Genomic DNA, 26,487 nt, shown 5'->3' with positions numbered 1-26,487 from the left:
TTAGCGCGGTGCCTGCCAGATACGTTGCTGATAGTCACGAATGGAACGGTCCGAACTGAACATGCCGGTTCGGGCCGTATTGAGGATGGCGGCGCGAGTCCAGCCTTCCGGGTCACGCCACAGGGCTTCTACCCGTTGCTGTGCCTCGATATAGGCCTGGAAATCGGCCAGTACCAGCCAGGGATCGCCATGTTTAGTCAGGCTCTCCAGCATCAGGTCAAACGCATGTTTATCCCCGTTGCTGAATTTGCCCTTCTCCAGCGATTTCAGTAAATCGTCCAGCGGCTTGTTCTGCTTACGCACCTTTTTCGGGTTGTAGCCTTTCGCCTTGAGCGCCTTCACCTCATCCACGGTGTGCCCGAAGATAAAGATATTCTCCTCGCCCACCTGTTCGGCAATCTCGACATTGGCACCATCCAGCGTGCCGATGGTCAGCGCGCCGTTCAGCGCCAGCTTCATGTTGCCGGTACCGGAGGCTTCATAACCGGCTGTAGAGATCTGCTCGGAGAGATCGGCCGCCGGGATCATCAGTTCAGCCACGGTGATGCGGTAGTCGGGGATGAACACCACTTTGAGTCGGTCACCGACCCGTGGATCGTTGTTCACCACCTCCGCGACCTTGTTGATAGCGTAGATAATGTTTTTGGCCAGGTAGTAACCCGGCGCGGCTTTGGCCCCAAACAGGAACACCCGTGGCGTGAAGGTGACATCCGCTGGGTTATCGCAGAGCTTCTGATAGCAGTAGAGGATATGCAGCAGGCTGAGGTGCTGGCGCTTGTACTCATGCAGACGCTTGATCTGCACATCGAACAGCGCGGCCGGGTTCACGACGATGCCGGTGTGGCGGGCGATATACTCCGTGAGCTGCACTTTGTTCTGCTGTTTGATGCTGCGATAGCGTTGGCGAAACGCCTGATCGTCGGCGTAACTTTCAAGACCGCTCAGCACATCAAGATTATTGGCCCACTCGGTTTTCAGCGTCTCATCAATCAGTCCGGACAGCGCCGGATTACACTGCTTCAGCCAGCGACGCGGTGTTATACCGTTGGTGACGTTGTGGAATTTTTGCGGCCAGAGTTGGTGATATTCGGGGAAGAGATCGCTGACCACCAGGCTGGAGTGCAGTGCCGCAACACCGTTGACCGCGAACCCGCTCACGACGCAGAGATTCGCCATCCGCACCTGACCGTCCGCGACGACCGCCAGCTTGTGCCACATCGCTTTGTCATCTGGCCAGTGCTGCTTCACCTGCTTTTTCAGACGCTGATTGATCTCTTTGATGATCAGCATATGGCGCGGCAGCAGACTGCGCATCAGCTTCTCATCCCAGCGCTCCAGCGCCTCCGGCATCAGCGTGTGGTTGGTGTAAGCGAACAAGCGGCTGGTGATCTGCCACGCCTCATCCCAGCTCAGCTGATGCTCATCCAGCAGCACACGCAGCATCTCCGGGATGGCGATGGTGGGATGCGTATCGTTGAGTTGAATCACTTCAAAGTCAGGCAGGCTGTGAATGCTGCGTCCCGCCAGATGGTGACGACGCAGGATATCCGCCACCGCACAGGCGCACTGGAAATATTGCTGCATCAGGCGCAGCCGCTTGCCGGCCTGATGGTTGTCATTGGGATAGAGCACTTTGGTCAGTTTTGCCGCTTCAATGCCCGGCTGCTCCGCCTGCAGAAAGTGGCCGTCGTTAAAGGCGGTGAGATCAAACGGATGCGCACTCACTGCCTGCCACAGGCGCAGCGGCAGCGTCACGCCGTTGCGGTAGCCGGTCACCGGCAAATCCCAGGCCTCGCCGCGCAGCGTAAAATCGGGAAGCCAGCGTACACCGCCGTTTTCCAGCTTTTCTACCCGACCGCCCATCGCGACCTCAACATCCAGCGCCGCGTTGTGGCGGAACCAGGGATAGCGTTCGCGCTGCCAGTCATCGGGCGCTTCAATCTGCTTACCCTCATCGAAAGACTGGCGGAACAGACCGTACTGATAATTCAGTCCGTGGCCGGTGGCGGACTGCCCCACCGTTGCCATCGAATCCATGTAGCAGGCGGCGAGTCGCCCCAGGCCGCCGTTGCCGAGTGCCGGATCGACTTCCTGCTCCAGCAGCTCCGTTAAATCGAGCTGCTGCTCAGCCAGCGCCGCTTTGACCTCGTCATACCAGCCGAGATTCAGCAGATTGTTACCGGTCAGACGACCAATCAGAAACTCCATCGACAGGTAATTAACGTGACGCTGCTGCTTAGCCGGACGCGGTGCCGGTTGGGTGTCCAGCAGTTCTGCCAGTGCCGCGCTGACCGCCTGCCACGCCTGGTGCGAGGTCATCTGTTGGGCGGAGTGGAGACTCAACTGTTGCCACTGGCGGGTCAGTGCGGCGTTAAAACGGGCTTTATTAAATTTTTGCTGCGGCATATCACTCCCTTCTGTTACACAATGAGGTGAAGCAAAAATAGAAAGCGCACGGGCTGGCAACCGGGTGCCAGCAACCGTTAAGTTAAGACGTGAGTGGGGGAAAAAGCGACAACAATCAAAGAAAAACGCCAGCCGGGAGGCTGGCGTCGCAGGAATCAACAGAGTTCGAGGTGAACCTCATGCTGCTCAATCACCTTCATTACGCTGGCAGGCGGCGTTTTGTCAGTGTAGAGATAGTCCAGCAGACTCATGTTACCGAGGTTGACCATAGCGTTACGGCCGAACTTCGAGTGATCCACCACCAGCATCACGCAGCGTGAATTTTCAATGATGGCACGCTTGGTGCGGACTTCATGATAGTCGAACTCCAGCAGCGATCCATCCATGTCGATGCCGCTGATCCCCAGAATGCCGTAATCAAGCCGGAACTGGGATATAAAGTCGAGTGTCGCTTCTCCCATCACCGCACCATCGCGGGTCCGCACTTCACCACCCGCGATAATCACCCGGAAATCAGGCTTGCTCATCAACAGCATCGCGACGTTGAGGTTGTTTGTCACCACGCGTAAGTCGCTGTGGTTGAGCAGTGCATGCGCCACCGCTTCCGGCGTGGTGCCGATGTCGATAAACAACGTGGCCCCATCCGGGATCTGGCTGGCAACGCGCTGCGCAATCCGCGCTTTTTCCGCTGACCACATCATTTTACGATCGTGCCAGGCGGTATTCTCAGAGCTGGAAGGAAGCGCCGCGCCGCCGTGGTGGCGCTGAATTTTGTTCTGATCGGCCAGATCGTTGAGATCGCGACGAATGGTTTGCGGGCTGACCTCAAAATGATCCACCAGCTCCTCAGTACTGACATATCCCTGACGACGGACTAAATCGATAATCGCGTCATGACGTTGCGTCTGCTTCACGTTCCTCTCCTGTTAACCCGCTAAATCTGTCTAACGACGCGTGACGTTACGCGTATCTACCAGCGCCATCGCCAGTCCGACCACCAGACCGGCGACGTGCGCCGCGTTGGCAATAGCCAGACCAAAGACGCCGAACCAGCCGATCACCAGCCAGACCACCGCAAAACCGATCAATCCCCGTTCAAGATAGACGCCGCTGTCGGGATCGCGCTCACCGCGCAGCCAGCAGTAACCCATCAGGGCATAGACCACCCCCGACAGACCACCAAACCAGATGCCGCTGAACTTCGCCTGCAGCCAGCCGCTCAACAGCGCCGAGATCAGCATAATCACGAACAGTTTGCCGCTGCCAAGACGCTTCTCAACCACGCCGCCCAGATACCACCACCACATCAGATTAAACAGGATGTGCAGCAGTGAGAAGTGCAGCAGCGCATGGCTGAACCAGCGCCAGACCTGAAGATGCTGGTCAGTATCCGGCCAGGAAAGCCACGCCATCACGGCCTGATCGCCCATGACCTGCATCAGAATAAAGACCGCGATGCAGAGCACCATCAGGATCATGGTCAGCGGACCGGCACGCTCACGGATGTTCGCCCAGATATTGCTGCGCTCATAGCGCAGACCGCTGTCGGTCTTGCCGCTGTGCCAGCTGGCAGCCTGATAGCGCGGATGGTTAGGGTCGTGTAAAAACTGCTGAAGTTCGTTTTCGACCACTGAAATCTTGCTCTCATCATCCAGCATGATGACGTAGTGATTTTCATGCTCGATACGCAGCGTGATGCCCTGCGTCGCCATGTAGTCAACAAACGCCTGCGCCATGCGCGGCTGATTAAATTGGGTAATGCGCATCAGTAACTCTCCATGTGACGAGCAGCAATCTATTCACTGCCGAGGGCAACCTGCTGAGGGAAGGCGGCACGCCAGGCATCAAAGCCGCCATCGATGCTGTAGGCTGCGCTGAAGCCCTGTCCCAGCAGATATTGTGCCGCGCTTTTGCTGCTGTTGCCGTGATAGCACATCACCAGCACCGGCAGGCTGTGATCGGCACCACTAACAAAATCGCTGAGGTTGGTGTTGGTCAGATGCAGCGCGCCCGCCGCATGGCCCAGGGCATAACTTTGCGGATCGCGGATATCTACCAGCAGCGCACCCTGCGCCAGACGCGACTGCGCCTGCTGCACATCAATACATTCGAACGTTTCCATGGGATCTCTCATAACAGCGTCACAATAGCGCGTAGTGTAACCCGAGAATCCACGCCGATAACCTGACAATCGTTACGGCTATCCGTTTTTTTGGTGGGCAGAATGTTAGCTATATCACGCAAAAATGTTTTTACCTGGTTAAAAGCTGGCGTCAATGTTGGTTTGCGATTATGATTATGCTCGAAAACGAACATTAGTGAACTATTCCGAACATCGGAGGAGATGACGTGGAAACCAAAGACCTGATCGTGATCGGCGGCGGCATCAACGGTGCCGGCATTGCAGCAGACGCTGCAGGACGCGGACTGTCGGTGTTAATGCTGGAGGCGCGGGATCTGGCTTGCGCGACCTCCTCTGCCAGTTCAAAACTTATTCACGGCGGCTTGCGCTACCTTGAACATTACGAATTCCGTCTGGTCAGTGAAGCACTGGCCGAACGTGAAGTGCTGCTGAAAATGGCCCCGCATCTGGCGTTCCCGATGCGTTTCCGTCTGCCGCACCGTCCGCATCTGCGTCCGGCGTGGATGATCCGCACCGGCCTGTTTATGTATGACCACCTCGGCAAGCGTACCAGCCTGCCAGGCAGCAAAAGTCTGCGTTTCGGCGCGGATTCGGCCCTGAAGCCGGAAATCACGCGCGGATTCGAATATTCAGACTGCTGGGTCGATGATGCACGTATGGTAGTACTGAATGCGCAGGAAGTGGTGAAGCGTGGCGGCGAAGTGCGTACCCGCACCCGCGTGACCCGCGCCTGGCGTGAAGGCGGCCTGTGGAAGGTCGAAGCGGAAGATGTCGACAGCGGTAAAACCTTTACCTGGCAGGCGAAAGGCCTGGTCAATGCTGCCGGCCCGTGGGTCAAACAGCTGTTCGACGACAGCCTGAAGCTGAAATCGCCTTACGGTATTCGCCTGATCAAGGGCAGCCACATCGTGGTACCACGCGTTCATACCGAAAAGCAGGCTTACATCCTGCAGAACGAAGATAACCGCATCGTGTTTGTCATCCCGTGGATGGATGAGTTCTCTATCATCGGTACCACCGACGTCGAGTACAAAGGCGATCCGAAAAACGTCAATATTGATGACAGCGAGACCGACTATCTGCTGAAAGTGTTCAACGGACACTTTAAAAAGCAGCTGACCGCTGACGATATCGTCTGGTCCTATTCCGGTGTCCGTCCGCTGTGTGATGACGAATCCGATTCGCCGCAGGCGATCACGCGTGATTACACCCTGGATGTGCGCGACGATAATGGTCAGGCTCCGCTGCTGTCGGTGTTTGGCGGCAAGCTGACCACCTACCGTAAGCTGGCAGAACATGCGCTGGAGAAACTGGCGAAGTACTACCCGAACGCAGGCCCGGCATGGACGAAGAACTGCGTGTTGCCAGGCGGAAATATCTCCGGCACCCGTGAAGATTACGCGGCCAGCCTGCGTCGTCGCTATCCGTTTATCAGTGAAAATATGGCGTGCCACTTCTCGCGCACCTACGGCAGCAGCACTGAAACCCTGCTCGCTGGCGCGAAAAGCCTGGACGATCTGGGTGAGAACTTCGGTCACGAGTTTTACGAAGCAGAATTACGCTACCTGGTGCAGCATGAGTGGGTTCGTGAGCTGGATGATGCTATCTGGCGTCGTACCAAGCAGGGCATGTGGCTGACCAAAGAGCAGCAGGCGCGAGTCACCGAGTGGCTGGCAGCGAAAGCTAAACCCGCCCTGTCGCTGGCATCATAAACTGTCCTAAGTAGAGAATCAGAAAGCAGGCTTCGGCCTGCTTTTTTTATCTCTGCGATAGCGGGTCGCTGCATCCGGCACGCTGATCCGACAGGTTGCTCCTTTCAGCGTGTAGCAGAGTTTATTTTTGTACGACGTACTTTTTATTAAAAATGCCAGGCTCACACCATTCTTTATACAGAAATCCGTTTATGCGATCACATTTTTGGTCAGTGCCTAAACTCAACTCTTTCTGCTTCGCATATCAAAACGTTCACATCCTATTGTTACTGTAAATCTAACGTTCAGGCTTTTTGCTTAATTGAACGACGTCATCAGAAAGCACAAACTTTCCTCAGTAAAAACGAAACAACCGTTATTTTAATCAGGAGGTTGAAATGAACACAGGCCAAACGCCTGCCCGGGAATGGAACACGCGCCGCAGTGAAAAAGCGCGTCGTCTGGCATCCTTCCCTGTTGATGGCAAAGTCATTCCTACTGAAAGAGCTGTAGAAGCATTTGAAAAACTGATTGCACCGGGCGACCGGGTGGTACTGGAAGGGAATAACCAGAAGCAGGCGGACTTTTTATCCCGCACCCTGGCGGCAGTGAATCCATCAAAGATTCACGACCTGCATATGATTATGCCCAGCGTCGGCCGCAGTGAGCATCTGGATATTTTTGAAAAAGGCATCGCCCGAAAACTCGACTTCTCTTTCTCCGGTCCGCAGAGCCTGCGCATGTCTCAGCTGTTGCAGGACGGTCAGCTGGAAATCGGCGCGATCCACACCTATATCGAACTCTATTCCCGCCTCTATGTCGATCTGAGTCCAAACGTCGCGCTGATTGCCGGTTATAAAGCTGACCGCAAAGGCAACCTTTACACCGGCCCGAGTACTGAAGATACGCCTGCCCTGGTGGAAGCCGCCGCGTTCCGTGATGGTATCGTGATTGCCCAGGTGAATGAACTGGTCGATGACGAGACCGACCTGCCCCGCGTCGATATTCCCGGCTCCTGGATCGATTACATCGTCGTAGCCGATAAACCTTTCTTTATCGAACCGCTGTTTACCCGCGATCCGCGCCTGATTAAGCAGGAACATATCCTGATGGCGATGATGGCGATTAAAGGCATTTACGCCGAACATCAGGTGCAGTCACTTAACCACGGTATCGGTTTTAACACCGCCGCGATCGAACTGCTGCTGCCCACCTACGGCGAACAACTCGGCCTGAAAGGCAAAATCTGTAAGCACTGGACCCTTAACCCGCATCCGACGCTGATCCCGGCGATTGAAAGCGGCTGGGTTGAGAGCGTGCACTGCTTCGGTGGCGAGCTGGGCATGGAAGAGTACATTCGCGCCCGTCCCGATATCTTCTTCACCGGCAGCGACGGCTCTATGCGCTCTAACCGCGCCTTCTGTCAGCTGGCAGGTCAGTATGCGGTGGATATGTTTATCGGCGCCACCCTGCAGGTCGATGGCCTGGCAAACTCCTCAACCGTGACCCGCGGTCGCCTTTCCGGTTTCGGCGGTGCGCCTAACATGGGCCACGATCCGCACGGCCGACGTCATGCCACGCCTGCATGGCTGAATATGATCACCGAACCGGATCCGATGCAGCGCGGTAAAAAACTGGTGGTTCAGATGGTGGAAACCTTCCAGGCCGGTGCCAAACCGACCTTTGTTGAAACACTTGATGCGGTTGAAGTGGCGAAATCGACCGGTATGCCGCTGGCACCCGTGATGATCTATGGCGATGACGTCACCCACGTGCTGACCGAAGAGGGTATTGCCTATCTCTATCGCGCGGAAAGCCTTGAAGAGCGCCGTGCAATGGTCGCTGCGGTAGCCGGCATCACCGATATCGGCCTTGGTGTCGATGCGGCGCGCGTGGCAGCCCTGCGTAAAAGCGGCAAAGTGGTCTATCCGGAAGATATGGGCATTCGTCGTTCAGATGCGACACGCTCGCTGCTCGCCGCCAGCAGTGTCTCTGACCTGGTGGAATGGTCGGGTGGTCTTTATAACCCACCAGCAAAATTCCGGAGCTGGTAAATGAAACTTCTGTCGCAGACTCAAACCGAGGCGCAGGCCAGCCAACTGGCGACGATTGCGCGCGATTGTCTGACCGATGAAGCACGGCTCAGCCCCAAGCCGGGTCTGGTAGACAGTCGGGGAAACGGCGCGCATCAGGACCTGTCACTGGCGCTGATGGAGCGTTCCGCTCACAGCCTTGTGCCGACCTTTGTGGCGCTGGCCCGTCACAGCTGGCTGCGCCCTGCTGATATTGCCCTGCGTGAAACGGTGGGTCGGCTGGGCCGTGATGGTGAACAGCAGATGATGGCGGCAACCGGCGGCGTCAACACCCATCGGGGTGCGATCTGGGCACTGGGACTGCTGGTCAGTGCTGCAGCCATGCACGGTGGCGCGGCCAGTGCCGACCAGCTAACCCGCACCGCAGCCGCGCTTGCCAGCCTGCCCGACCGCGCAGCACCAAAACTGTTCAGCAAAGGGTTAAAAGCGACGCACCGCTATCGGGTGCCCGGCGCACGCGAAGAGGCGCAACAGGCGTTTCCTCACGTGATGAAGCTGGGGCTGCCACAACTGCTGGCAAGTCGTGCAACAGGTGCCAGTGAAAGCGAAGCCCGCCTTGATGCGCTGATGGCGATCATGACCTCGCTCAGCGATACCTGCGTGCTGTCACGTGCCGGTATGACCGGATTGAAAACGATGCAGCAGGGAGCACGCGCCGTGCTGCTATCTGGCGGCTGTCGCACAGCAGGCGGCCAGAAGGCGCTGGCGCAGCTCGATCAGCGCATGCTGTCGCTCAACGCTTCGCCTGGCGGGGCCGCCGATTTGCTGGCCGCGACGCTGTTTATCGATCGGGTCTGTTCACCTGAACATTCTTATTTCTAGAGGCCATTATGGAACACATCACATTATCTTTCCCTGCTAACCGCGCACTCAGCGGTAAAGCGCTGGCAGGCGTCGTTGGTTCCGGTGATATGGAAGTGCTGTACACCGCAACTGAAGGACAAACGCTTAGTATTGATATCACCACGTCACTGGATAACAGCGACGCCCGATGGAAGGCGCTGTTTGACCGCCTGAATTTAACCAACGGCCTGCCTGCCGGAAAGCTGATTATTCACGATTTCGGGGCGACACCTGGCGTGGCGCGTATCCGCATCGAACAGGTTTTTGAGGAGGTAAGCCATGCGTAATGATGCCAGTTTTATTGAATTACGCGCCCGTGAGCGCGCCCGTGCACTGCTGGACGACGGCAGCTATCGCGAACTGCTGGATCCTTTCGAAGGCATCATGTCGCCATGGCTGGCTCCTCAGGGCGTGGTGCCGCAGTCAGATGACGGCATGGTGGTAGCACGCGGCACGCTGAACGGTCAGTCTGCGGTCGTTATCGCCATTGAAGGCACCTTCCAGGGTGGCAGCATGGGCGAAGTCTCCGGTGCGAAAATGGCGGCGGCGCTGGAACTGGCAGCCGAAGACAACCGCAACGGAATACCCACTCAGGCGGTGCTTTGCCTGGAAACCGGCGGCGTGCGTTTACAGGAAGCCAATCTGGGGCTGGCGGCGATTGCCGATATTCATGCCGCGATTGTCGACCTGCGCCGCTATACCCCGGTTATCGGCATTGTTGCCGGTACCGTCGGCTGCTTTGGCGGGATGTCCATCGCCGCTGCGCTTTGCAGCTATCTGATTGTGACGCGTGAAGCACGCCTGGGGCTGAATGGTCCGCAGGTGATTGAGCAGGAAGCGGGCATTGAAGAGTATGACTCGCGTGATCGCCCGTTCATCTGGAGCATGACCGGCGGTGAGATCCGCTACGCCAGCGGCCTGGTCGATGCGCTGGTCGGTGATGGCGTCAATGCGGTTAAGAGTGCGATGAATGACTTCATCGCCAAAGGCGTTCCGGCGCAGCACCGCAGCGATAAATATGCCGATTTCCTGCCACGTCTGACACAGTTCGACACCCGTCAGCAGGCGGATACGGCGCAGATTAAACAGCTTTTCGCCCGGGAGGATAAATAATGACCCAGACAAACAGCCGCGGTGCAATCTGGCTGGAAAAACTTGCACCTGATGCGCAGCGCCTCAGCGGCCTGTGCGCCTCTGTCCAGGTGGCGGACGGCCAGCTCAATGGTGAAAGCGTGCGCTTTATCGCCGTGGTGCCCGATGCACAAAACCACTATCCGCGTGCCGCGCGGGGCGAAGTCGGTCTGCTGGAAGGCTGGACGCTGGCGAAAGTGGTGAATGAAACGCTGGAAGAGGACAAGAACAGCGACGTGAAACGCCCGATTGTGGCAGTGATCGACGTACCGAGTCAGGCCTATGGCCGTCGCGAAGAGGCGTTTGGTATTCATCAGGCGCTGGCCGGGGCTGCAGGCGCTTATGCTAAAGCACGCCTTGCGGGTCATCCGGTGATTGGACTGATTGTTGGCAAAGCGATGTCTGGTGCCTTCCTGGCGCACGGTTATCAGGCCAACCGCCTGATTGCGCTCAACGATCAGGGTGTGCTGGTGCACGCGATGGGTAAAGAGTCTGCCGCGCGTATCACGCTGCGTTCCGTGGAGGCGCTGGAGAAACTGGCCGCGACCATTCCCCCCATGGCCTATGACGTGAATAACTTCGCCACGCTGGGTCTGCTCTCCGATCTGCTGAACGTGGCCAATCCCGATACGCCCTCTGACGCCGATGTGGCAATGGTAGAGATCGCCCTGCAGAAAGCCATTAGCGATGCGCGTCAGGATCCCACCCTGAAAAATCGCCTTGGCGCATCCAATCGTCACAGCTCCACCCTGGTTCGCGAGCGTATGCGCGCAACCTGGTAATTAAATAAAAAAATAAACCTGCCGAAACCGGTCTGACGGGGCGCATCGCTAAGTGCGCCCCGGGGCAGTGGCCGTGTTCAGAATTATAAACATCGCTGTTAACAGAAAATTCTTTCTTAAATACAGGTGATTTATGATTTATATAATTGTTCATGCCCTTGCTCCGATTTTTGTCATCATGCTTTTGGGTTTCTGGGCCGGTAAGGCCGGAATGGTCAACAACAAAGACGTCTCTTTGCTGAATATTTTCGTCATGGATTTTGCGCTGCCCGCCGCACTGTTCAGTGCCACTGTGCAAACACCCTGGCCGGGCATCGTGGCGCAATGGCCGCTGATTGTTGTGATTACCGGCGCAATGTGGATTACCTATGGGGCGGTCTATTTCACGGCCACAAAAGTTTTCAAAAAGTCACCGCAGGATGCGGCTGTGCTGACACTGACTGTGGCGCTGCCAAATTACGCCGCGCTGGGCCTGCCCATTCTGGCCAGCGTGCTGGGTGAAAATGGTGCCACGTCGCTCTCGGTAGCGGTCTCCATCGCCTGTGGTTCAGTGCTGCTTACACCGCTTTGCCTGCTGATTCTGGAACGTGAAAAAGCGTTTGCCGACGGCACCGAACACGGTTCAACCCTGACAATGCTGCCGATTCTGATGTGGCGTTCAGTGAAAAAACCGATCGTACTGGGACCGTTGATTGGCGTGGTGTTATCAGCGCTGGGCGTTAAAATGCCTGATCTGGTGCTGGCCGCAATCAAACCGCTGGGTCTGGCTGCCACCGCCGCTGCACTCTTCCTGACCGGTGTCATCCTGTCGGCACGCAAACTGAAACTTAACGCGGTGGTGGGCGTCGGCACGGTGACTAAACTGCTGATTCAGCCCTTTATCGCCTGGGGTCTGGTACTGGCGCTGGGACTGAACGGTTCTGTTGCGATCACCGCTATCCTGATGATCGCGTTGTCGGCCGGTTTCTTTGGCGTGGTGTTCGGCAACCGCTTTGGCGTGCAGTCACCCGATGCTGAAGCCGTGCTGCTGTTAAGCTCGATTCTTTGTATTTTATCTTTACCGTTGTTCATTACGCTGACATCAGGAATGTAATATGAGTGCGCCGCGCCCCCACGATCTGCTCTGGCTGCGAAACAGCAGCGCGTTAGCGACGATCAAAGAAAGCTGGGTCAGCCCGTTCTGGCATCCCGGGCTGCCCGTGGTGGTGCGGCGCGATCACCGTGAATCCGGCCTGATCCCGATTGGCGTGCGCGGTGAGCATCGCGAGCAGCGTGCCGCCGGCTGGATCACACCAGCCGATATTATCCGGGTGGTGACGCCAGAAAGTCTGGCGGAACGCACGCTGCTGCTGGAGTCGCCCTTTACGGCTTATGCGCCGGTTAGCGCGGCGATAGCGCTTAGCGAGACCGTCTGGCCGTGGTGCTGGGGCATTACCGGCAGCACCGGTTTTGCGCTGGCGACGCAGCGACCCACGCTGCATGCCACCAGCGATCTGGATTTAATCATCCGTGCCCCGCAGCCGCTGCCCCGTGATGCGCTGCAACGGTGGCAAACAGAGACCGACGCGCTGAGCTGCCGGGTGGATACCCAGGTGGAAACACCGTCTGGCGCGTTTGCCCTGAACGAATGGTTGCGCGAGGGACGCGTGCTGTTAAAAACCGACACCGGACCGATACTGACCGCTTCACCCTGGAGCAGGGAGAATCCATGAAAATACTCTTTACCTTTCCTGGCCAGGGCACCCAGCGTGCCGGAATGCTGCAGCATCTGCCTGATGGTGATGCGATATTAAGCCGCGTGCGTTCGGTGCTGGGCGACGAAACTGACCAGCTCGATAACGTTGAAGCGCTGCGCCACACACGTGCCGTGCAGCTCTGCCTGCTGATTTCCGGTGTCGCCTGGGCGCGCGAGTTGATCCGCCGTGGAGTGAAACCAGATATCGTCAGCGGTCTGTCGATTGGCGCGTTTCCTGCTGCGGTGATCGCCGGCGCGCTCGATTTCAGCGACGCTCTGCGGCTGGTTGCACTGCGCGGCGATCTGATGGAGCAGGCGTATCCACAGGGATATGGCCTGACCGCGATCACTGGCTTAACGCTGAGCCAGCTGGAGAAATTGCTGCCCCGCAGCAACACCTACATCGCGAATCTAAATGCGGAAACGCAGATTGTGATTGCTGGTCGTGATGAGGATATGGCGGTAGTTGCGCAGAGGGCGCTGGATGCTGGTGCCAGTAAAGCGATTAAACTCGCGGTGAGCGTGCCGTCACACTGCGCGCTGCTGGATAAGCCCGCCGCCGAACTGGCTCGCGCCTTTGAGTCCGTCATCCTTTCCCGTCCCGATTGCGCTTATCTCAGCGGTTCAAGTGCACGGGTGATTTGGGAGCCGGAGAAGATTGCCGACGATCTGGCCTTTAATATGGCGCGCACGGTGCAGTGGAATGATGCGATTGTTTCCGCTAATCAGCGCGATGCCCGACTGGCGATTGAAATGCCGCCTGGCAATGTGCTGACTGGTCTGACGCTGCAGGCGAACTGGCAGGGCGAAGCGATCTGTCTGGAGCGCAACAGCGTCGAGGTTGCGCTGCATCTGGCTAAACGGCTGAGTCAGTAAGGCTGCGGGCATACATCCGCCCTTCTGCCGCCAGCGCCAGCAGGTCATTATCCCGTTCCCGGCGATGTGAATAGACAATCGAGATCTGCTGACGCATCTGATAAGGCTCCGCGAGCGTCAGCAACTGGATGTTGTTTTCATAGACTTTCTTCATGCGTCCCGGAATCAGTGCCAGGCCAACGCCCGCCTGCACCAGACTAATCATTGAGAAGATGTCATTCACCTGGGTTACGATGCGGGGTTCAAATCCGGCAATCTGAAATGCCTCTTGCGAACCGGCATAGGTGGCAAACCCCTCCGCCAGTGAAACAAAATCGCGATCGGCATAATCACACAGATCCACCGGACCGGTTTCGTTCTGCGTTTCCCCGGCAGGTGCGGCCAGAAAGATACTGTCTTCAAACAGCGGAATCACATCGAAATGCGCGTCACTGAGTTCGCCATCATCAGTGGCGATCAGAATCGCATCCAGCGCGTCATCTTCCAGCATATTCAGCAGCATCTGATTCGAACCCATGGTGAGATCAAGCTCCAGCGTGGGACGGCGCAGCTTCATGCCCATGATCAGCCGGGGAATGGTCTCAAGCGTCAGCGAATAGAGCGTGCCAAGCCGCAGGCGGCCTCCGCCGATGCCCGCTACCTTGCGCGCCTCTTCAATACCTTTGCCCATCAGGGTGGTCACGTCGCGGCAATAGTCCAGCAGCGTCCAGGCGGCAGGCAGCGGCACCAGATTGCGGCCCTTGTGGATAAACAGCGGGCAGTCGATGCCCTCTTCCAGCGTGTGCAGTGCGCGATGCACGCTGACGCTGCTCAGTTCCAGCGCTTCCGCCGTGCGGGCGATATTCCCTTTGCTCATAAACATCATGAAGACGCTGAGCTTACGGAAGGTAATTTCCTGGTTGATGTTGTCACTCATGGGCTGCGGTTGCCTGTAGGGTCGTTTTGCTTTCAGGCATAGTAGCGATTCTCAGCCAGGGTGTAATGATCTGGTTCGCACAACGGGCACTTACGGGCGCTGAGACGATAAGAGGCTGAATTTTCTGGAGGTGTGCGGGCTGGGGAGAGAGCAAAATAACGGAGAGTGCGGCCGATCCGTCGGCCGCAGTAGAAAGTCAGAACCGCTTACTGCACGTGCCTTACAGTCTTACCGGCGAGATATTCCAGATCTCATCGGCGTACTCCTGAATGGTACGGTCCGACGAGAAGTAGCCCATTCCGGCGATGTTTTTCGCCGCGCGGCGCTGCCACTCATCCGGTTTACGGTAGAGCGCATCCACCTTATCCTGGGTATCCACATAGCTGCGATAATCCGCCAGTAACTGGTAGTGATCGCCGAAGTTAACCAGTGAATCAAACAGATTGCGGTAGCGGCCCGGATCCTGCGGACTGAACAGACCTGAAGCAATCTGGGTCAGCACCTGATGCAGCTCTTCATCCCCTTCGTAATAGTCACGCGGGTTATAGCCCCCTTTACGCAGGGCTTCGACCTGCGGTGTGGTATTACCGAAGATAAAGATGTTCTCTTCACCGACGTGATCCAGCATCTCAACGTTAGCGCCATCCAGCGTACCGATAGTCAGCGCACCGTTCAGTGCAAACTTCATGTTACTGGTGCCGGACGCTTCCGTCCCTGCGGTCGAGATCTGCTCAGAGAGATCGGCCGCCGGGATAATGATCTGCGCCAGGCTCACACTGTAGTTCGGGATGAAGACCACTTTCAGTTTGTTCTTCACCTGTGGATCGTTGTTGATCACATTCGCGACATCGTTGATCAGATGAATAATGTGCTTGGCAACGTAATAGGCGGATGCCGCTTTACCAGCAAAGATATTGACGCGTGGCACCCAATCCGCCTGCGGATCGGCCTTGATACGGTTGTATCGGGTGATCACATGCAGCACGTTGAGCAGCTGGCGTTTGTACTCGTGAATACGCTTGATCTGCACATCAAACAACGCGTTCGGATCGAGCACCACGTCCAGATTCTTCGCCACCCAGTCGGCCAGCCGACGTTTGTTCTGATGCTTGGCGACCGCCACTTTTTCGATAAACGCCGGATAATCGATCTGCGCTTTCAGCTCTCCCAGCTGGCTGAGATCGGTGCGCCAGTTGCGGCCGATCTCCTCATCCAGCACCTCTGACAGCGCCGGGTTCGCCAGCGCCAGCCAGCGACGTGGCGTAACACCGTTGGTTTTATTGCAGAAACGGCCCGGGAACAGACGGGAGAAGTCGGCAAACAGCGACTGCACCATTAAATTAGAGTGCAGCTCAGACACGCCATTCACTTTATGGCTGACGACGACTGCCAGCCAGCCCATACGGATCCGGCGACCATCGTTCTCATCGATGATCGAAATGCGCGACAGCAGATCCAGGTCATCAGGGTAGTGATCCTGAATCGTCTTAAGGAAGAAGTCGTTAATTTCAAAAATAATGCTGAGATGACGCGGCAGGATCTTGCCGATCATATCGACCGGCCAGGTCTCCAGCGCTTCGGTCATCAGCGTATGGTTGGTATAGGAGAAGACCTGACAGCAGACGTCGAAGGCACTGTCCCAGCTAAATTTATGATCGTCGATCAGCAGGCGCATCAGTTCAGGGATCGCCAGCACCGGATGGGTATCGTTGAGGTGAATGGCGATTTTGTCCGCCAGGTTGTCCCAGGTTTGATGCATCCGCCAGTGGCGATTCAGGATGTCCTGCACCGTCGCGGAGACCAGGAAATATTCCTGACGCAGACGCAGCTCACGGCCTGAATACGTGGAGTCATCCGGATAGAGCACGCGCGACACGTTTTCGGAGTGGTTTTTATCTTCAACCGCCGCAAAGTAATCACCCTGGTTGAACTTACCGAGGTTGATTTCGTTGCTGGCCTGGGCACCCCACAGTCGCAGGGTGTTGGTCGCGTCGGTGTCGAAGCCCGGGATGATCTGGTCATAAGCCATCGCCAGAATCTCTTCAGTCTCCAGCCAGCGCACTTTCGCGCCTTCGTGCTGAACGCGACCGCCAAAACGAACTTTGTAACGGGTATTGAAACGCTGGAATTCCCACGGATTACCATACTCAAGCCAGTAATCCGGAGACTCTTTCTGCTCACCTTCCACGATGTTCTGTTTGAACATGCCGTAATCATACCGGATGCCGTAGCCCCGTCCCGGCATGCCCATCGTCGCCAGCGAATCGAGGAAACAGGCCGCAAGTCGACCGAGACCGCCGTTGCCCAGCCCTGGATCGTTCTCCTCTTCCATCAGCTCGGCCAGATCCAGCCCCATCTCATCCAGCGCCTGGTTGAGATCGTCATAAATCCCCATCGCCAGCAGCGCATTTCCCAGCGTGCGGCCCATCAGGAACTCCATCGACAGGTAATAGACCTGGCGAACATCCTGAGAGAGCTGGGCACGGCTCGAGCGCAGCCAGCGCTCCACCATCCGGTCGCGCACCGCCAGCAGCGAGGCGTTGAGCCACTCGTGCTTATTGGCGATAGAAGGATCTTTGCCGATGGTAAACATCAGTTTGTAGGCAATCGAATGCTTTAAGGCATCAACCGTCAACGTTGGTGAAGCGTAAGTGAAAGGTGCATTCATATCCAGTTTTCCCAATCCGTTACATCAAACGTTGGTAGAGATCACGGTAGGCTGTTGCTGCCACCTGCCAGCTAAAGTCCATTGCCATCGCCTGGCGCTGAACATAGCGCCATAGCGAAGGACGAGACCATAATACAAACGCGCGCCGGATGGCCCGCAACAGCGACCAGGCATTGGCATCTTCGAAACTGAATCCACTGGCGATACCGTCAGCCAGATTCTCTAACGAGCTGTCATTCACGGTATCGGCCAGTCCGCCCGTACGGCGCACTAACGGCAACGTACCATACTTCAGGCCATAAAGTTGTGTCAGACCACAGGGCTCAAAGCGACTCGGCACCACGATCACATCCGCGCCACCGACAATGCGGTGTGAGAATGCCTCGTGATAGCCAATCTGCACGCCCACGCTGCCCGGATGCTCTGCCGCCGCCGCCAGGAATCCCTGCTGCAGTTCGGCATCTCCCTGCCCCAGCAGCACCAGCTGTCCGCCCTGCGCCAGCAAGCCAGGCAGCGCCTCCAGCACCAGGTCCAGCCCTTTCTGTTTGGTCAGACGGCTGATGACGCAGAACACCGGCGCTTTATCATCCACCTTCAGCCCCATCGCCACCTGCAGCTGACGTTTGTTCTCCGCTTTCGCTTCCAGCGTGTCGCGGTTATAGCGCGCGCTCAGCAGCAAATCGTGCGCGGGATCCCAGATAGAGGGATCCACGCCGTTGAGAATCCCGCTGAGACGGCCTTCACGCATCCGCTGTGCCAGCAAAGTTTCCATGCCGTAAGCATATTCGGCAGAAGTAATTTCATGGGCGTAAGTCGGGCTGACCGCCGTGATATGGTCGGCGTAAAAAAGTCCCGCTTTCAGGAAGGAGATCTGACCGAAGAACTCCAGCCCATGCATGTTAAAGAACGACCACGGCAGGCCAATCTCTTCCAGATGGTGCGCCATGAACAGCCCCTGATACGCCAGGTTGTGCACGGTAAACACCGATTTGGCCGGACGGCCACGCGCTTCCAGATAGGCGCAGGTCAAACCCGCGTGCCAGTCATGCGCATGCACGATATCGGGACGCCACATGGAATCCATACCGCATGCCAGTTCACAGCCGACCCAGCCCAGCAGCGCAAAGCGCAGATAGTTGTCGACATACGCAAACTGCGACTCATCATGGTAGGGACTACCGGGACGATCGTAGAGGTCGGGAGCATCAATTAAATAGATGCCCACACCGTTAAATTCACCATATAACAGACGTATATGACCGGCAAATGTCTCTCGCTCTGTCACTACCTGGAGATCAGGTATGCCTTTGCGCAATGCGGGAAAAGCGGGCAGTAGTACCCGCGTATCCGTGCCGCCCGCAATTTGTGCCTGAGGTAATGCCCCGACTACATCAGCCAGTCCGCCCGTTTTTAGCAGCGGGAAAAGTTCCGAACAGACATGTAAAACCTGCATCCTCGACCTCATTAAGTTATCCGACACGCTCCGCGTGCCGATTGCGTAAGTTTCGCTTATCGCTTACAGCCCCGCTTTGACCAGTCTGGCCAGCATGGCGCGGGTTACCAGTACGATGCCTTCATCCGAACGGTGAAACCGGCGACTGTCTTCATCCGGGTTTTCGCCAATAACCATGCCTTCCGGTAACTCGCAGGCGCGATCAATGACGCAGCGACGCAGCCGACACGATCGGCCCACTACCACATCAGGCAGCAGTACAGTTGAATCTATATTGCAAAACGAGTTAACGCGAACGCGCGGAAACAGCACCGAGTTGACCACGACTGAACCGGAGATGATGCAGCCGCCCGACACCAGTGAGTTCATGGTCATCCCGTGACTGCCGGAACGGTCCTGAACAAATTTGGCTGGCGGCAGCGGCTCCATGTGGGTACGAATCGGCCAGGTGACGTCATACATATCCAGCTCCGGCATCACCGATGCCAGATCGAGATTAGCGCGCCAGTATGCTTCCAGCGTCCCGACGTCGCGCCAGTAAGGCGGCGCGTTGTCGTCGTTCTGCACGCAGGAGAGCGCAAAGGAGTGCGCATAGCCTTCGCCGCTTGCCACGATTTTCGGCAGGATATCTTTGCCGAAGTCATGGTTAGAGCCTGGCGTCTGCAAATCCTCTTCCAGCAGCTCATAGAGATAGTCTGCGTTGAAAACGTAGATCCCCATGCTGGCGAGCGCCTGGGTGTCATCACCCGGCATGGTAGGTGGTTTCGCGGGTTTCTCCACGAAGTCGATCACCATGTTCTCTTCGTCCACCGCCATCACGCCAAACGCAGTGGCTTCATGCACCGGCACCGGTAAACAGGCGATGGTACATTTCGCCTCGTTGACCACGTGATCCAGCAACATGCGTGAATAATCCATCTTATAAATGTGGTCCCCGGCAAGGATCACGATGTACTGCGCCTGATAGCGGCGAATCACATCAAGGTTTTGCGTCACGGCATCGGCCGTCCCGCGATACCACTGTTCGGTCGAAAATCGCTGCTGCGCTGGCAGCAAATCGACAAACTCATTCATCTCTTCATTGAAGATCGACCATCCACGCTGGATATGCTGAGTCAGGGTATGGGACTGATACTGGGTAATCACGCCAATCCGTCGGATACCGGAGTTGACGCAGTTGGAGAGGGCAAAGTCGATAATGCGGAACTTGCCGCCGAAATGCACCGCTGGTTTGGCACGTTTGGCCGTTAAATCGACCAGGCGTGTACCGCGTCCGCCGGCGAGGATCAGAGCAACCGTCTGTGTAGGAAGCTGGCGGGCCAGCATCAGGTGATCTGTTCTATCTAACTTAACCATGTCTGACTCCTTATGATTGCTTTTGGAACACGCACACACCGTGTGCGGGACCATGCCAGACAGTTAGCAGGATGGGGTTGTCGTCCCCGGCGAAAGGAGGAAGGGCACGCCATTCTCCGTCTGGTAACACGATGTCATTCACCGTATCCGTGGCGTTTATTGTTATTAACCAGCGGCCGGACAGCAGGATCTGCAATCTGTGCATCCCCTGTGCCCATTCATCGTGTTGCAGTGGCTGGCCACCAGCATTGAGCCACTGCACATTGCCGTCACCGTCCTGCCACCAGCGATCTGCGGTCAGCGCCGGAATGCGCTGGCGCAGAGCAATCAGTGCTGCGGTGAATCCGACTAATCCCTTCTCATCCGCCTGCCAGTCAAGCCAGCTCAGGGCGTTGTCCTGACAATAGGCGTTGTTGTTGCCGCGCTGCGTGTGGCCGCGCTCATCGCCAGCCAGCAGCATCGGCGTGCCCTGTGACAGCAGCAGCGTGGTCAGCAGTGCCCGCACGCTGCGACGGCGCCGTTCAATCACGTCAAAGCTGACGTTCAGCCCTTCTTTGCCGTGATTGTGGCTGTAGTTATTGCCGTGGCCATCACGGTTATCTTCTCCGTTCGCTTCGTTGTGTTTGCGTTCGAAGCTCACCACATCCCATAGCGTAAAGCCGTCATGGGCGGTGATCAGGTTAACCGTGGCGTGTGGCGGCCGATCATCATGCTGGTAGAGTTCGCTGGAGGCGGCGAAACGGCGGACGAAGTCGCCATTGCTTACGTCGCCGTGCAGCCAGTAACGACGTGCGGTGTCGCGAAACTTATCATTCCATTCGGCAAACGGCGGCGGAAAACGGCCAACCTGATAGCCGTCAGGGCCGATATCCCAGGGTTCAGCGATCAGCTTAACCTGAGAGAGTAGCGGACAAGCGCGTATCGCTTCGAAAAAAGGTGCATTACGCTGGTAGTCGGGCGTGCGGCCCAGTACCGGGGCGAGGTCAAAGCGGAAGCCGTCGACGTGGCAGACCCGCACCCAGTAGCGCAGCGCCTCTAAGGCCCACGCCATCACCTGCGGATGGTGAATATTCAGCGTGTTGCCGCAACCGGTCCAGTTCTGATAATCGCCCTGCTCATCCAGCCAGTAGTAGCTGGCGTTGTCGATGCCGCACATAGAGATCGTCGGGCCAGTCTCATCCAGTTCGGCGGTGTGGTTGAACACCACATCCAGCACCACTTCAATACCCGCAGCATGCAGGTTTTTGACCGCCTGCTGGAACTCCTGCAATGGCGTCACGCCAGGCTGACCAGAGGCGTAACGGGGATCCACCGCCCAGAGCGCAAAAGGGTTGTAGCCCCAGTAGTTACTCAGGCCGAGCTGCAACAGTCGCGGTTCGCTGGCGAAATGGGCCACCGGCAGCAGCTCAAGGGTGGTAATCCCCAGATTGCGCAGGTAATTCACCATAACAGGATGGCCCAACGCCGCGTAACTCCCGCGCAGCGTTTCCGGAATTTCCGGATGCTGCTGCGTCAGGCCGCGCACGTGGGCTTCATAAATCACCGTGTTGCCCCACGGAATGCGCGGTGCGACATCGCCCTGCCAGTCAAAATCTTCCGCGACTACCAGAGACTTCGGCGCAATCGCCGCGTTGTCATGCGGGTCAGGCTGCGCTTCGCCGCCATGAAACAGCGGATCATCAGGCACATCGCCTTCAACCGCGCGGGCGCAGGGATCAACCAGCAGCTTCGCCGGATTAAAGCGGTGTCCCTGCTGCGGCGCCCAGGGACCATGCACCCGGTAGCCGTAGCGCTGTCCCGGCTTTAACACCGGAACATAACCATGCCAGATATCCCCACTGCGGCCAGGCAAGTCAAGACGCTGTTCTGCGCCCTGCTCATCAAACAGGCAGAGCTCTACGCGCTCTGCATGCTGAGAAAACAGGGTGAAGTTAACGCCTTTGCCATCGTAACTGGCACCAAGCGGTTCGGGATCGCCGGCAGTGATTGTCATTCAGCCTCCCGCACCAGCCATACTGTTGCCAGCGGCGGCAGATTAAGACTCAGCGACTGCGGTCGTCCGTGGCTCTCCTGCTGATCGGTATGCACCCGATTGTTGCGTACGTCGCTGCCGTGATACTCATGCTGGTCGGTGTTCAGCACTTCACGCCAGTAGCCCGGCTGATTAACGCCAAAGCGATAGCCCGGACGCGGCACCGGAGTAAAATTACTGACCACGATCACTTCGTTGCCTTCACGGTCACGGCGCACAAAGGCGAACACGGAGTGCTCCGCATCATTTACCACCAGCCACTCAAAGCCGGCCGGATCGAAGTCGAGCTGATGCAGCGGCGTGTAGTACTGATAGGTGTGGTTGAGATCGCGCACCAGACGGTGAACGCCGTTGTGCCAGTTGTCTCCCCCTTCCAGCAGATGCCAGTCGAGGCTGACGTCGTGGTTCCACTCGCGACCCTGGGCGAATTCGTTGCCCATAAACAGCAGTTTCTTGCCCGGGAAGCCCCACATCCAGCCGTAGTAGGCACGCAGATTGGCGAACTTCTGCCAGGCGTCGCCCGGCATACGATCGAGGATTGAGCGCTTACCGTGCACCACTTCGTCATGCGAAAGCGGCAGCACAAAGTTTTCGGTGTAGTTGTACATCATGCCGAAGCTCATCAGATCGTGATGGTGCTTGCGGTAGATAGGGTCGACCTTCATATAGTCGAGGGTGTCGTGCATCCAGCCCAGATTCCATTTGAACCAGAAGCCCAGCCCGCCGCCTTCCGTCGGACGCGTCACGCCGGGATAATCCGTAGACTCTTCAGCCATTGTCACCGAACCGGACGCCACGGTGCCGAGCGTGCGGTTGGTATGACGCAGGAACTCAATCGCTTCGAGGTTTTCACGGCCACCGTACTGATTCGGCACCCACTCCCCTTCGCTGCGGCTGTAGTCCCGGTAGATCATTGACGCCACCGCATCCACGCGCAGGCCATCAATGCCAAAGCGCTCCGTCCAGTAGAGCGCGTTGCCCGAGAGGTAATTGCTCACTTCCCGGCGACCAAAGTTGTAGATCAGGGTATTCCAGTCCTGATGGAAGCCTTCACGCGGGTCGCTGTGCTCATAGAGTTCAGTACCGTCATACTTCGCAAGACCGAAATCGTCGCTGGGGAAGTGGCCCGGCACCCAGTCGAGCAGGACGTTAAGGCCCGCTTCATGGGCTGCGTCAATGAAGGCGCGAAACTCGTCACGGGTACCGAAACGGCGGGTCGGCGCATACATGCCCAGCGGCTGATAGCCCCAACTGCCATCAAACGGATGTTCGTTGATTGGCAGCAGTTCGATATGAGTAAAGCCCATCTCTTTGACGTAAGGCACCAGCTGTTCAGCCAGCTCTTTATAGCTCAGCCAGAAGTTGTTGTCGGTGTGACGACGCCAGGAGCCCAGGTGGACTTCATAGATCGAGATAGGTGCGTCGAAGGCGTTGGCGGCCTTGCGCTCCTCTTTCATCTCAACCGGCTCCGGCAGACCACAGATCATCGATGCCGTTTGCGGACGCATCTGCGCCTCAAAGGCGTAAGGGTCCGCTTTGATGCGCAGTTCGCCATTGGCGTCGATCATTTCATATTTATAGAGCTGGCCGTTGACCGCACCTGGCACAAACAGCTCCCAGATGCCCAGCTCCTGTCGCAGACGCATCGGATGACGGCGGCCATCCCAGAAGTTGAAATCGCCTACCACTGACACGCGACGGGCATTAGGTGCCCAGACGCAGAAGCGGGTGCCGAAGACGCCATCAATGACGTCGCCATGCGCGCCCAGCGTTTCGTAAGGGCGCAGGTGAGTGCCTTCCGCCAGCAGCCACAGATCCATCTCCTGCAGCAGCGGGCCAAAGCGATAGGCATCGTCTATCAGGTTTTGCTGGCCATGCCAGTTCACCGCCAGTTGATAGCGGAACGGGTTTTTTCGGCGTGGAATGACGCCACTGAAGAAGCCGCGTGCATCTTCGCACACCAGCTGGGCCAGTTTGCGCCCGGTGGAGGTTTCAATGACCCACACTTCAAGCGCTTCGGGGAGCAATGCCCTGACTTCAAGGCCTTGCTGAGTTCGGTGCATCCCTAGTAGCGAAAAAGGGTCAGCATAATTGCCCGCAAAAAGGGCATTGATCGCATCGCGATCGGGAAGCTCTGACATGACTTTCTTCCTGTGATAATTGGCAGCCGAAATGAACGCAACATAGCCTGTCGCGATTCACCTGCGCTGCTCTTCATTGAGCCATACGTACAACGACAAAGAAGTCAGGCCATTCCGTGGGAAAAGTGTTTTTGCCGTGTACCACAACCATTTAATCCGGAAAGCACAAGAGTTACCTGTGGCACATCATGGTTAAATCATAGCTTGGTCACGGGAGTTGCCATGGACTTAAGCAAAATATTCTTCATTAATCGGTAAAAAAGGGAAGCTGATCACTTAGTAAGCGAAACGGCAGATTGTTTCGTGTACTATTCAGGCAGAACAGGCTGGATCAGTTTGTGGTGAAGTGGCTGACAATACAGGCGGTCTCGCATAAAGGGACGATGCCAGTGAGGGAGTGACAAATAGCGATAAGCTTCTTTGTTATAGCATTCGGCTACCGCCTGGATGGTCCCTGCTGAGAAACGGTCATTACAGAAAATAATGTACGAGCTCCCCCTGCCTGGAATCTGCAAAAATTAGGGGGCAAGGGCTGTACAATGCTTAGACTCTGATCGTTCACCATGTATTTCCCCAGTGAAGACCACAATGGACGATAACATAAGAAATGTGTACTTATAGCCCCACCACAGTTTCCCTGTACTCTTTTTCAAACGCAAAACCGGATGGACAACTACAGCGCCAAAGATATGTGCTGCGGCGATTTATCAGAATCACAGTTAAAAAAGCATTTTCATTTGCTGGATGTCTCCGCCAGAGCTAGCGCCTGAACGATCACCTTTGGCAGAGTGGCAGTTAAACAGAATGACTTACAGACTCTATAACTTTTATTTTTCTAAATTATCCTTATTTAGTATGTGGCTTTTGAAAGACCAACTTCATTTAATTCTTTGTTCACCCAGAGGTAGAAGCTGGATGCCGCCGAACTATTTTTTTCCCAGCGTTCGCTATCATTTTCTTTTCCTGCAACGTGATAACCGAGCTTTGTGAGATAAAGCTTCAGGGCTGATGGATCAGAAATCTTACGAAAAATAATTGTACTCTGTTCCGCTGCTGAACCATTGCGAGCCTGGTACTTAAAAAAATAATCGTTACTAATTCGGGGAGCTTTTTTAATATCAGTATTTGTAATGAGTTGATATAAAAAGAAGTCGCTCTGATTATACCCATCCCTCCCTTCAGCATTAGACTGGATACTACAGGTGGTTAGCTCAATGACCAGGAGCATAACTATCAGAACACCTGCTATCCTGTATATTTTTTTCCTCATGGTAAACGGACGCCCCTATATTCATTCAGAACAGAAGCGTTATCGATGATGCGAACAATATCAGAATTGAAATCGGTAAAGGGCTTTATAGTAGTCATAAAATCGGGAAGATTAGCTTTAAAAGGGATCAGAGGAATGTTTTTTATTGCCGGATCTGGAAATAGAAGAGGTTTGAATCCTTTGTTCTTGTAATCACCAATCGGGCCATAATGATCCCAGCGCCTTAAAGCAGCCTCTTTGCTGACTGGCTGGACCATAGTTATATAATTCATAGGGCGAACTACGCCATAAAAGCCTAGAAGATCGGACACGAGGTCTTCGCCACTAAATCCACTATCTGTATACCAACTAAACCATGACTGAGCCTGCCAGTTTTCAAATAAGACAGCAGTACGCATAAGCATGGCAAGGAGAATGCTATGTATCTCATGTAGTGAGCGGCCACGCTTGATGTTCCAGCGAATATAACGGCCTGTACCGAACTTACCGGTCCGCATAAGCTGTTCATACTGCACCAGGTAATAAGGTTTACGGCTCACCTCTCCGCGACTGAATTTAGCTAATGCTTTGGTACTGTCTCCGCCCAGCGCATGACCAAGGTCTATCCAGCCAGCCAGTTCTGTATACATTAATCCGGTCACCCCTTTTCTATACTCGCTGGGGTCGATAATTTCGCTTCGCTTGCTCATTTCAATTCCTTGTGTTTTACGAATTACAATCCTTTATAAAAATAACTTGTGATTTCATTGCTAATGTTCATCAGCCTACCGAACATTCAAAATGGACATGGAAAACAGTAAAGTATTTTTACCGTGAAATTCTTCAGATGCAAGCGAAAACTTACGACTTCTTGCCGTAAACTTTTTTTCAACAGGGCGTATTGCTACGATATGACAGGAAGGAATTCACCTTGTGTATCTGCTAAGTGAAAGCGCGGATTAAAATCGGCCA

At 56.0% G+C, this 26,487-nt stretch carries 22 protein-coding genes; 10 read left to right on the top strand and 12 right to left on the bottom strand.

The window, feature by feature from the left end; translation table 11 throughout:
- From malP to glpE, 4 genes are all read right to left on the bottom strand, one after another.
- A complete protein-coding gene (malP, locus tag AC2LB6_RS05885; protein WP_490092815.1) occupies positions 1 to 2,406 on the bottom strand; it encodes a maltodextrin phosphorylase in 2,406 nt (801 codons plus the stop codon).
- Between the two features lie 155 nt (positions 2,407 to 2,561).
- The gene (locus tag AC2LB6_RS05880; protein ID WP_490092814.1) at positions 2,562 to 3,320 is read right to left on the bottom strand and encodes a DeoR/GlpR family transcriptional regulator; all 759 of its coding nucleotides are present in this window, start codon (positions 3,318 to 3,320) and stop codon (positions 2,562 to 2,564) included.
- A 30-nt stretch (positions 3,321 to 3,350) separates the two neighbouring features.
- Positions 3,351 to 4,172 carry a rhomboid family intramembrane serine protease GlpG gene (gene glpG / locus AC2LB6_RS05875; RefSeq protein WP_490092813.1) on the bottom strand — a complete coding sequence of 274 codons (822 nt, stop codon included), beginning with the start codon at positions 4,170 to 4,172 and terminating at the stop codon, positions 3,351 to 3,353.
- 29 nt (positions 4,173 to 4,201) lie between these two features.
- On the bottom strand, positions 4,202 to 4,528 hold the full coding sequence (gene glpE, locus AC2LB6_RS05870; RefSeq protein WP_490092812.1) for a thiosulfate sulfurtransferase GlpE: 327 nt from the start codon (positions 4,526 to 4,528) through the stop codon (positions 4,202 to 4,204).
- Positions 4,529 to 4,755: 227 nt separating this feature from the next.
- On the opposite strand from glpE, the gene glpD reads away from it, so the two are divergent.
- The 9 genes from glpD (at position 4,756) to mdcH (ending at position 13,700) form a co-directional block, all read left to right on the top strand.
- Positions 4,756 to 6,261 carry a glycerol-3-phosphate dehydrogenase gene (gene glpD, locus AC2LB6_RS05865; protein WP_490092811.1) on the top strand — a complete coding sequence of 502 codons (1,506 nt, stop codon included), beginning with the start codon at positions 4,756 to 4,758 and terminating at the stop codon, positions 6,259 to 6,261.
- A gap of 377 nt (positions 6,262 to 6,638) precedes the next feature.
- Positions 6,639 to 8,294 carry a malonate decarboxylase subunit alpha gene (mdcA, locus tag AC2LB6_RS05860; protein ID WP_090966805.1) on the top strand — a complete coding sequence of 552 codons (1,656 nt, stop codon included), beginning with the start codon at positions 6,639 to 6,641 and terminating at the stop codon, positions 8,292 to 8,294.
- Positions 8,295 to 9,155: a triphosphoribosyl-dephospho-CoA synthase gene (locus AC2LB6_RS05855; RefSeq protein WP_490092810.1), complete on the top strand. Its 861-nt coding sequence runs from the start codon at positions 8,295 to 8,297 to the stop codon at positions 9,153 to 9,155.
- An 8-nt stretch (positions 9,156 to 9,163) separates the two neighbouring features.
- Positions 9,164 to 9,463, top strand: coding sequence for a malonate decarboxylase acyl carrier protein (gene mdcC, locus AC2LB6_RS05850; protein ID WP_136198038.1), 300 nt, complete (start codon positions 9,164 to 9,166; stop codon positions 9,461 to 9,463).
- Positions 9,456 to 10,289 carry a biotin-independent malonate decarboxylase subunit beta gene (locus AC2LB6_RS05845; RefSeq protein WP_490092809.1) on the top strand — a complete coding sequence of 278 codons (834 nt, stop codon included), beginning with the start codon at positions 9,456 to 9,458 and terminating at the stop codon, positions 10,287 to 10,289. The genes mdcC and AC2LB6_RS05845 overlap by 8 nt, the downstream gene beginning before the upstream one ends.
- Positions 10,289 to 11,089: a biotin-independent malonate decarboxylase subunit gamma gene (gene mdcE / locus AC2LB6_RS05840; RefSeq protein ID WP_490092808.1), complete on the top strand. Its 801-nt coding sequence runs from the start codon at positions 10,289 to 10,291 to the stop codon at positions 11,087 to 11,089. Before AC2LB6_RS05845 ends, mdcE begins: the two co-directional genes overlap by 1 nt.
- Positions 11,090 to 11,222: 133 nt before the next feature.
- On the top strand, positions 11,223 to 12,182 hold the full coding sequence (locus AC2LB6_RS05835; RefSeq protein WP_490092807.1) for an AEC family transporter: 960 nt from the start codon (positions 11,223 to 11,225) through the stop codon (positions 12,180 to 12,182).
- Position 12,183: 1 nt separating this feature from the next.
- Positions 12,184 to 12,801 carry a malonate decarboxylase holo-ACP synthase gene (locus tag AC2LB6_RS05830; protein ID WP_490092806.1) on the top strand — a complete coding sequence of 206 codons (618 nt, stop codon included), beginning with the start codon at positions 12,184 to 12,186 and terminating at the stop codon, positions 12,799 to 12,801.
- Positions 12,798 to 13,700: a malonate decarboxylase subunit epsilon gene (mdcH, locus tag AC2LB6_RS05825; RefSeq protein ID WP_490092805.1), complete on the top strand. Its 903-nt coding sequence runs from the start codon at positions 12,798 to 12,800 to the stop codon at positions 13,698 to 13,700. The genes AC2LB6_RS05830 and mdcH overlap by 4 nt, the downstream gene beginning before the upstream one ends.
- Here mdcH and AC2LB6_RS05820 read toward each other — a convergent pair.
- From AC2LB6_RS05820 to glgB, 6 genes are all read right to left on the bottom strand, one after another.
- Positions 13,681 to 14,616, bottom strand: coding sequence for a LysR family transcriptional regulator (locus tag AC2LB6_RS05820; RefSeq protein WP_490092804.1), 936 nt, complete (start codon positions 14,614 to 14,616; stop codon positions 13,681 to 13,683). The two genes, mdcH and AC2LB6_RS05820, sit on opposite strands and share 20 nt — an antisense overlap.
- Before the next feature lie 220 nt (positions 14,617 to 14,836).
- Positions 14,837 to 17,284, bottom strand: coding sequence for a glycogen phosphorylase (gene glgP, locus AC2LB6_RS05815; RefSeq protein ID WP_490092803.1), 2,448 nt, complete (start codon positions 17,282 to 17,284; stop codon positions 14,837 to 14,839).
- A gap of 19 nt (positions 17,285 to 17,303) precedes the next feature.
- Positions 17,304 to 18,737, bottom strand: a complete 1,434-nt coding sequence (glgA, locus tag AC2LB6_RS05810; protein WP_490092802.1) for a glycogen synthase GlgA — start codon at positions 18,735 to 18,737, stop codon at positions 17,304 to 17,306.
- Between the two features lie 63 nt (positions 18,738 to 18,800).
- Complete coding sequence (gene glgC / locus AC2LB6_RS05805) at positions 18,801 to 20,093, bottom strand: glucose-1-phosphate adenylyltransferase (protein WP_490092801.1); 1,293 nt, start codon at positions 20,091 to 20,093, stop codon at positions 18,801 to 18,803.
- Positions 20,094 to 20,103: 10 nt separating this feature from the next.
- Entirely contained in the window at positions 20,104 to 22,086 is a 1,983-nt protein-coding gene (glgX, locus tag AC2LB6_RS05800; RefSeq protein WP_490092800.1) for a glycogen debranching protein GlgX, read from the bottom strand.
- On the bottom strand, positions 22,083 to 24,266 hold the full coding sequence (gene glgB / locus AC2LB6_RS05795; protein ID WP_490092799.1) for a 1,4-alpha-glucan branching enzyme: 2,184 nt from the start codon (positions 24,264 to 24,266) through the stop codon (positions 22,083 to 22,085). Before glgB ends, glgX begins: the two co-directional genes overlap by 4 nt.
- Before the next feature lie 617 nt (positions 24,267 to 24,883).
- On the opposite strand from glgB, the gene AC2LB6_RS05790 reads away from it, so the two are divergent.
- Positions 24,884 to 25,036, top strand: a complete 153-nt coding sequence (locus AC2LB6_RS05790) for a DUF3289 family protein (RefSeq protein WP_490092861.1) — start codon at positions 24,884 to 24,886, stop codon at positions 25,034 to 25,036.
- An 80-nt stretch (positions 25,037 to 25,116) separates the two neighbouring features.
- Here AC2LB6_RS05790 and AC2LB6_RS05785 read toward each other — a convergent pair whose 3' ends face one another.
- Positions 25,117 to 25,494: a hypothetical protein gene (locus AC2LB6_RS05785; RefSeq protein ID WP_490092798.1), complete on the bottom strand. Its 378-nt coding sequence runs from the start codon at positions 25,492 to 25,494 to the stop codon at positions 25,117 to 25,119.
- A gap of 38 nt (positions 25,495 to 25,532) precedes the next feature.
- Positions 25,533 to 26,225: a hypothetical protein gene (locus AC2LB6_RS05780; RefSeq protein ID WP_490092797.1), complete on the bottom strand. Its 693-nt coding sequence runs from the start codon at positions 26,223 to 26,225 to the stop codon at positions 25,533 to 25,535.
- Positions 26,226 to 26,487 lie beyond the last annotated feature (262 nt).

This window comes from Pantoea sp. RCC30.1 (assembly GCF_058148845.1).
The sequence above is the reverse complement of the archived record's forward strand: the minus strand, read 5'-3'. Positions and strand labels throughout refer to the sequence as shown.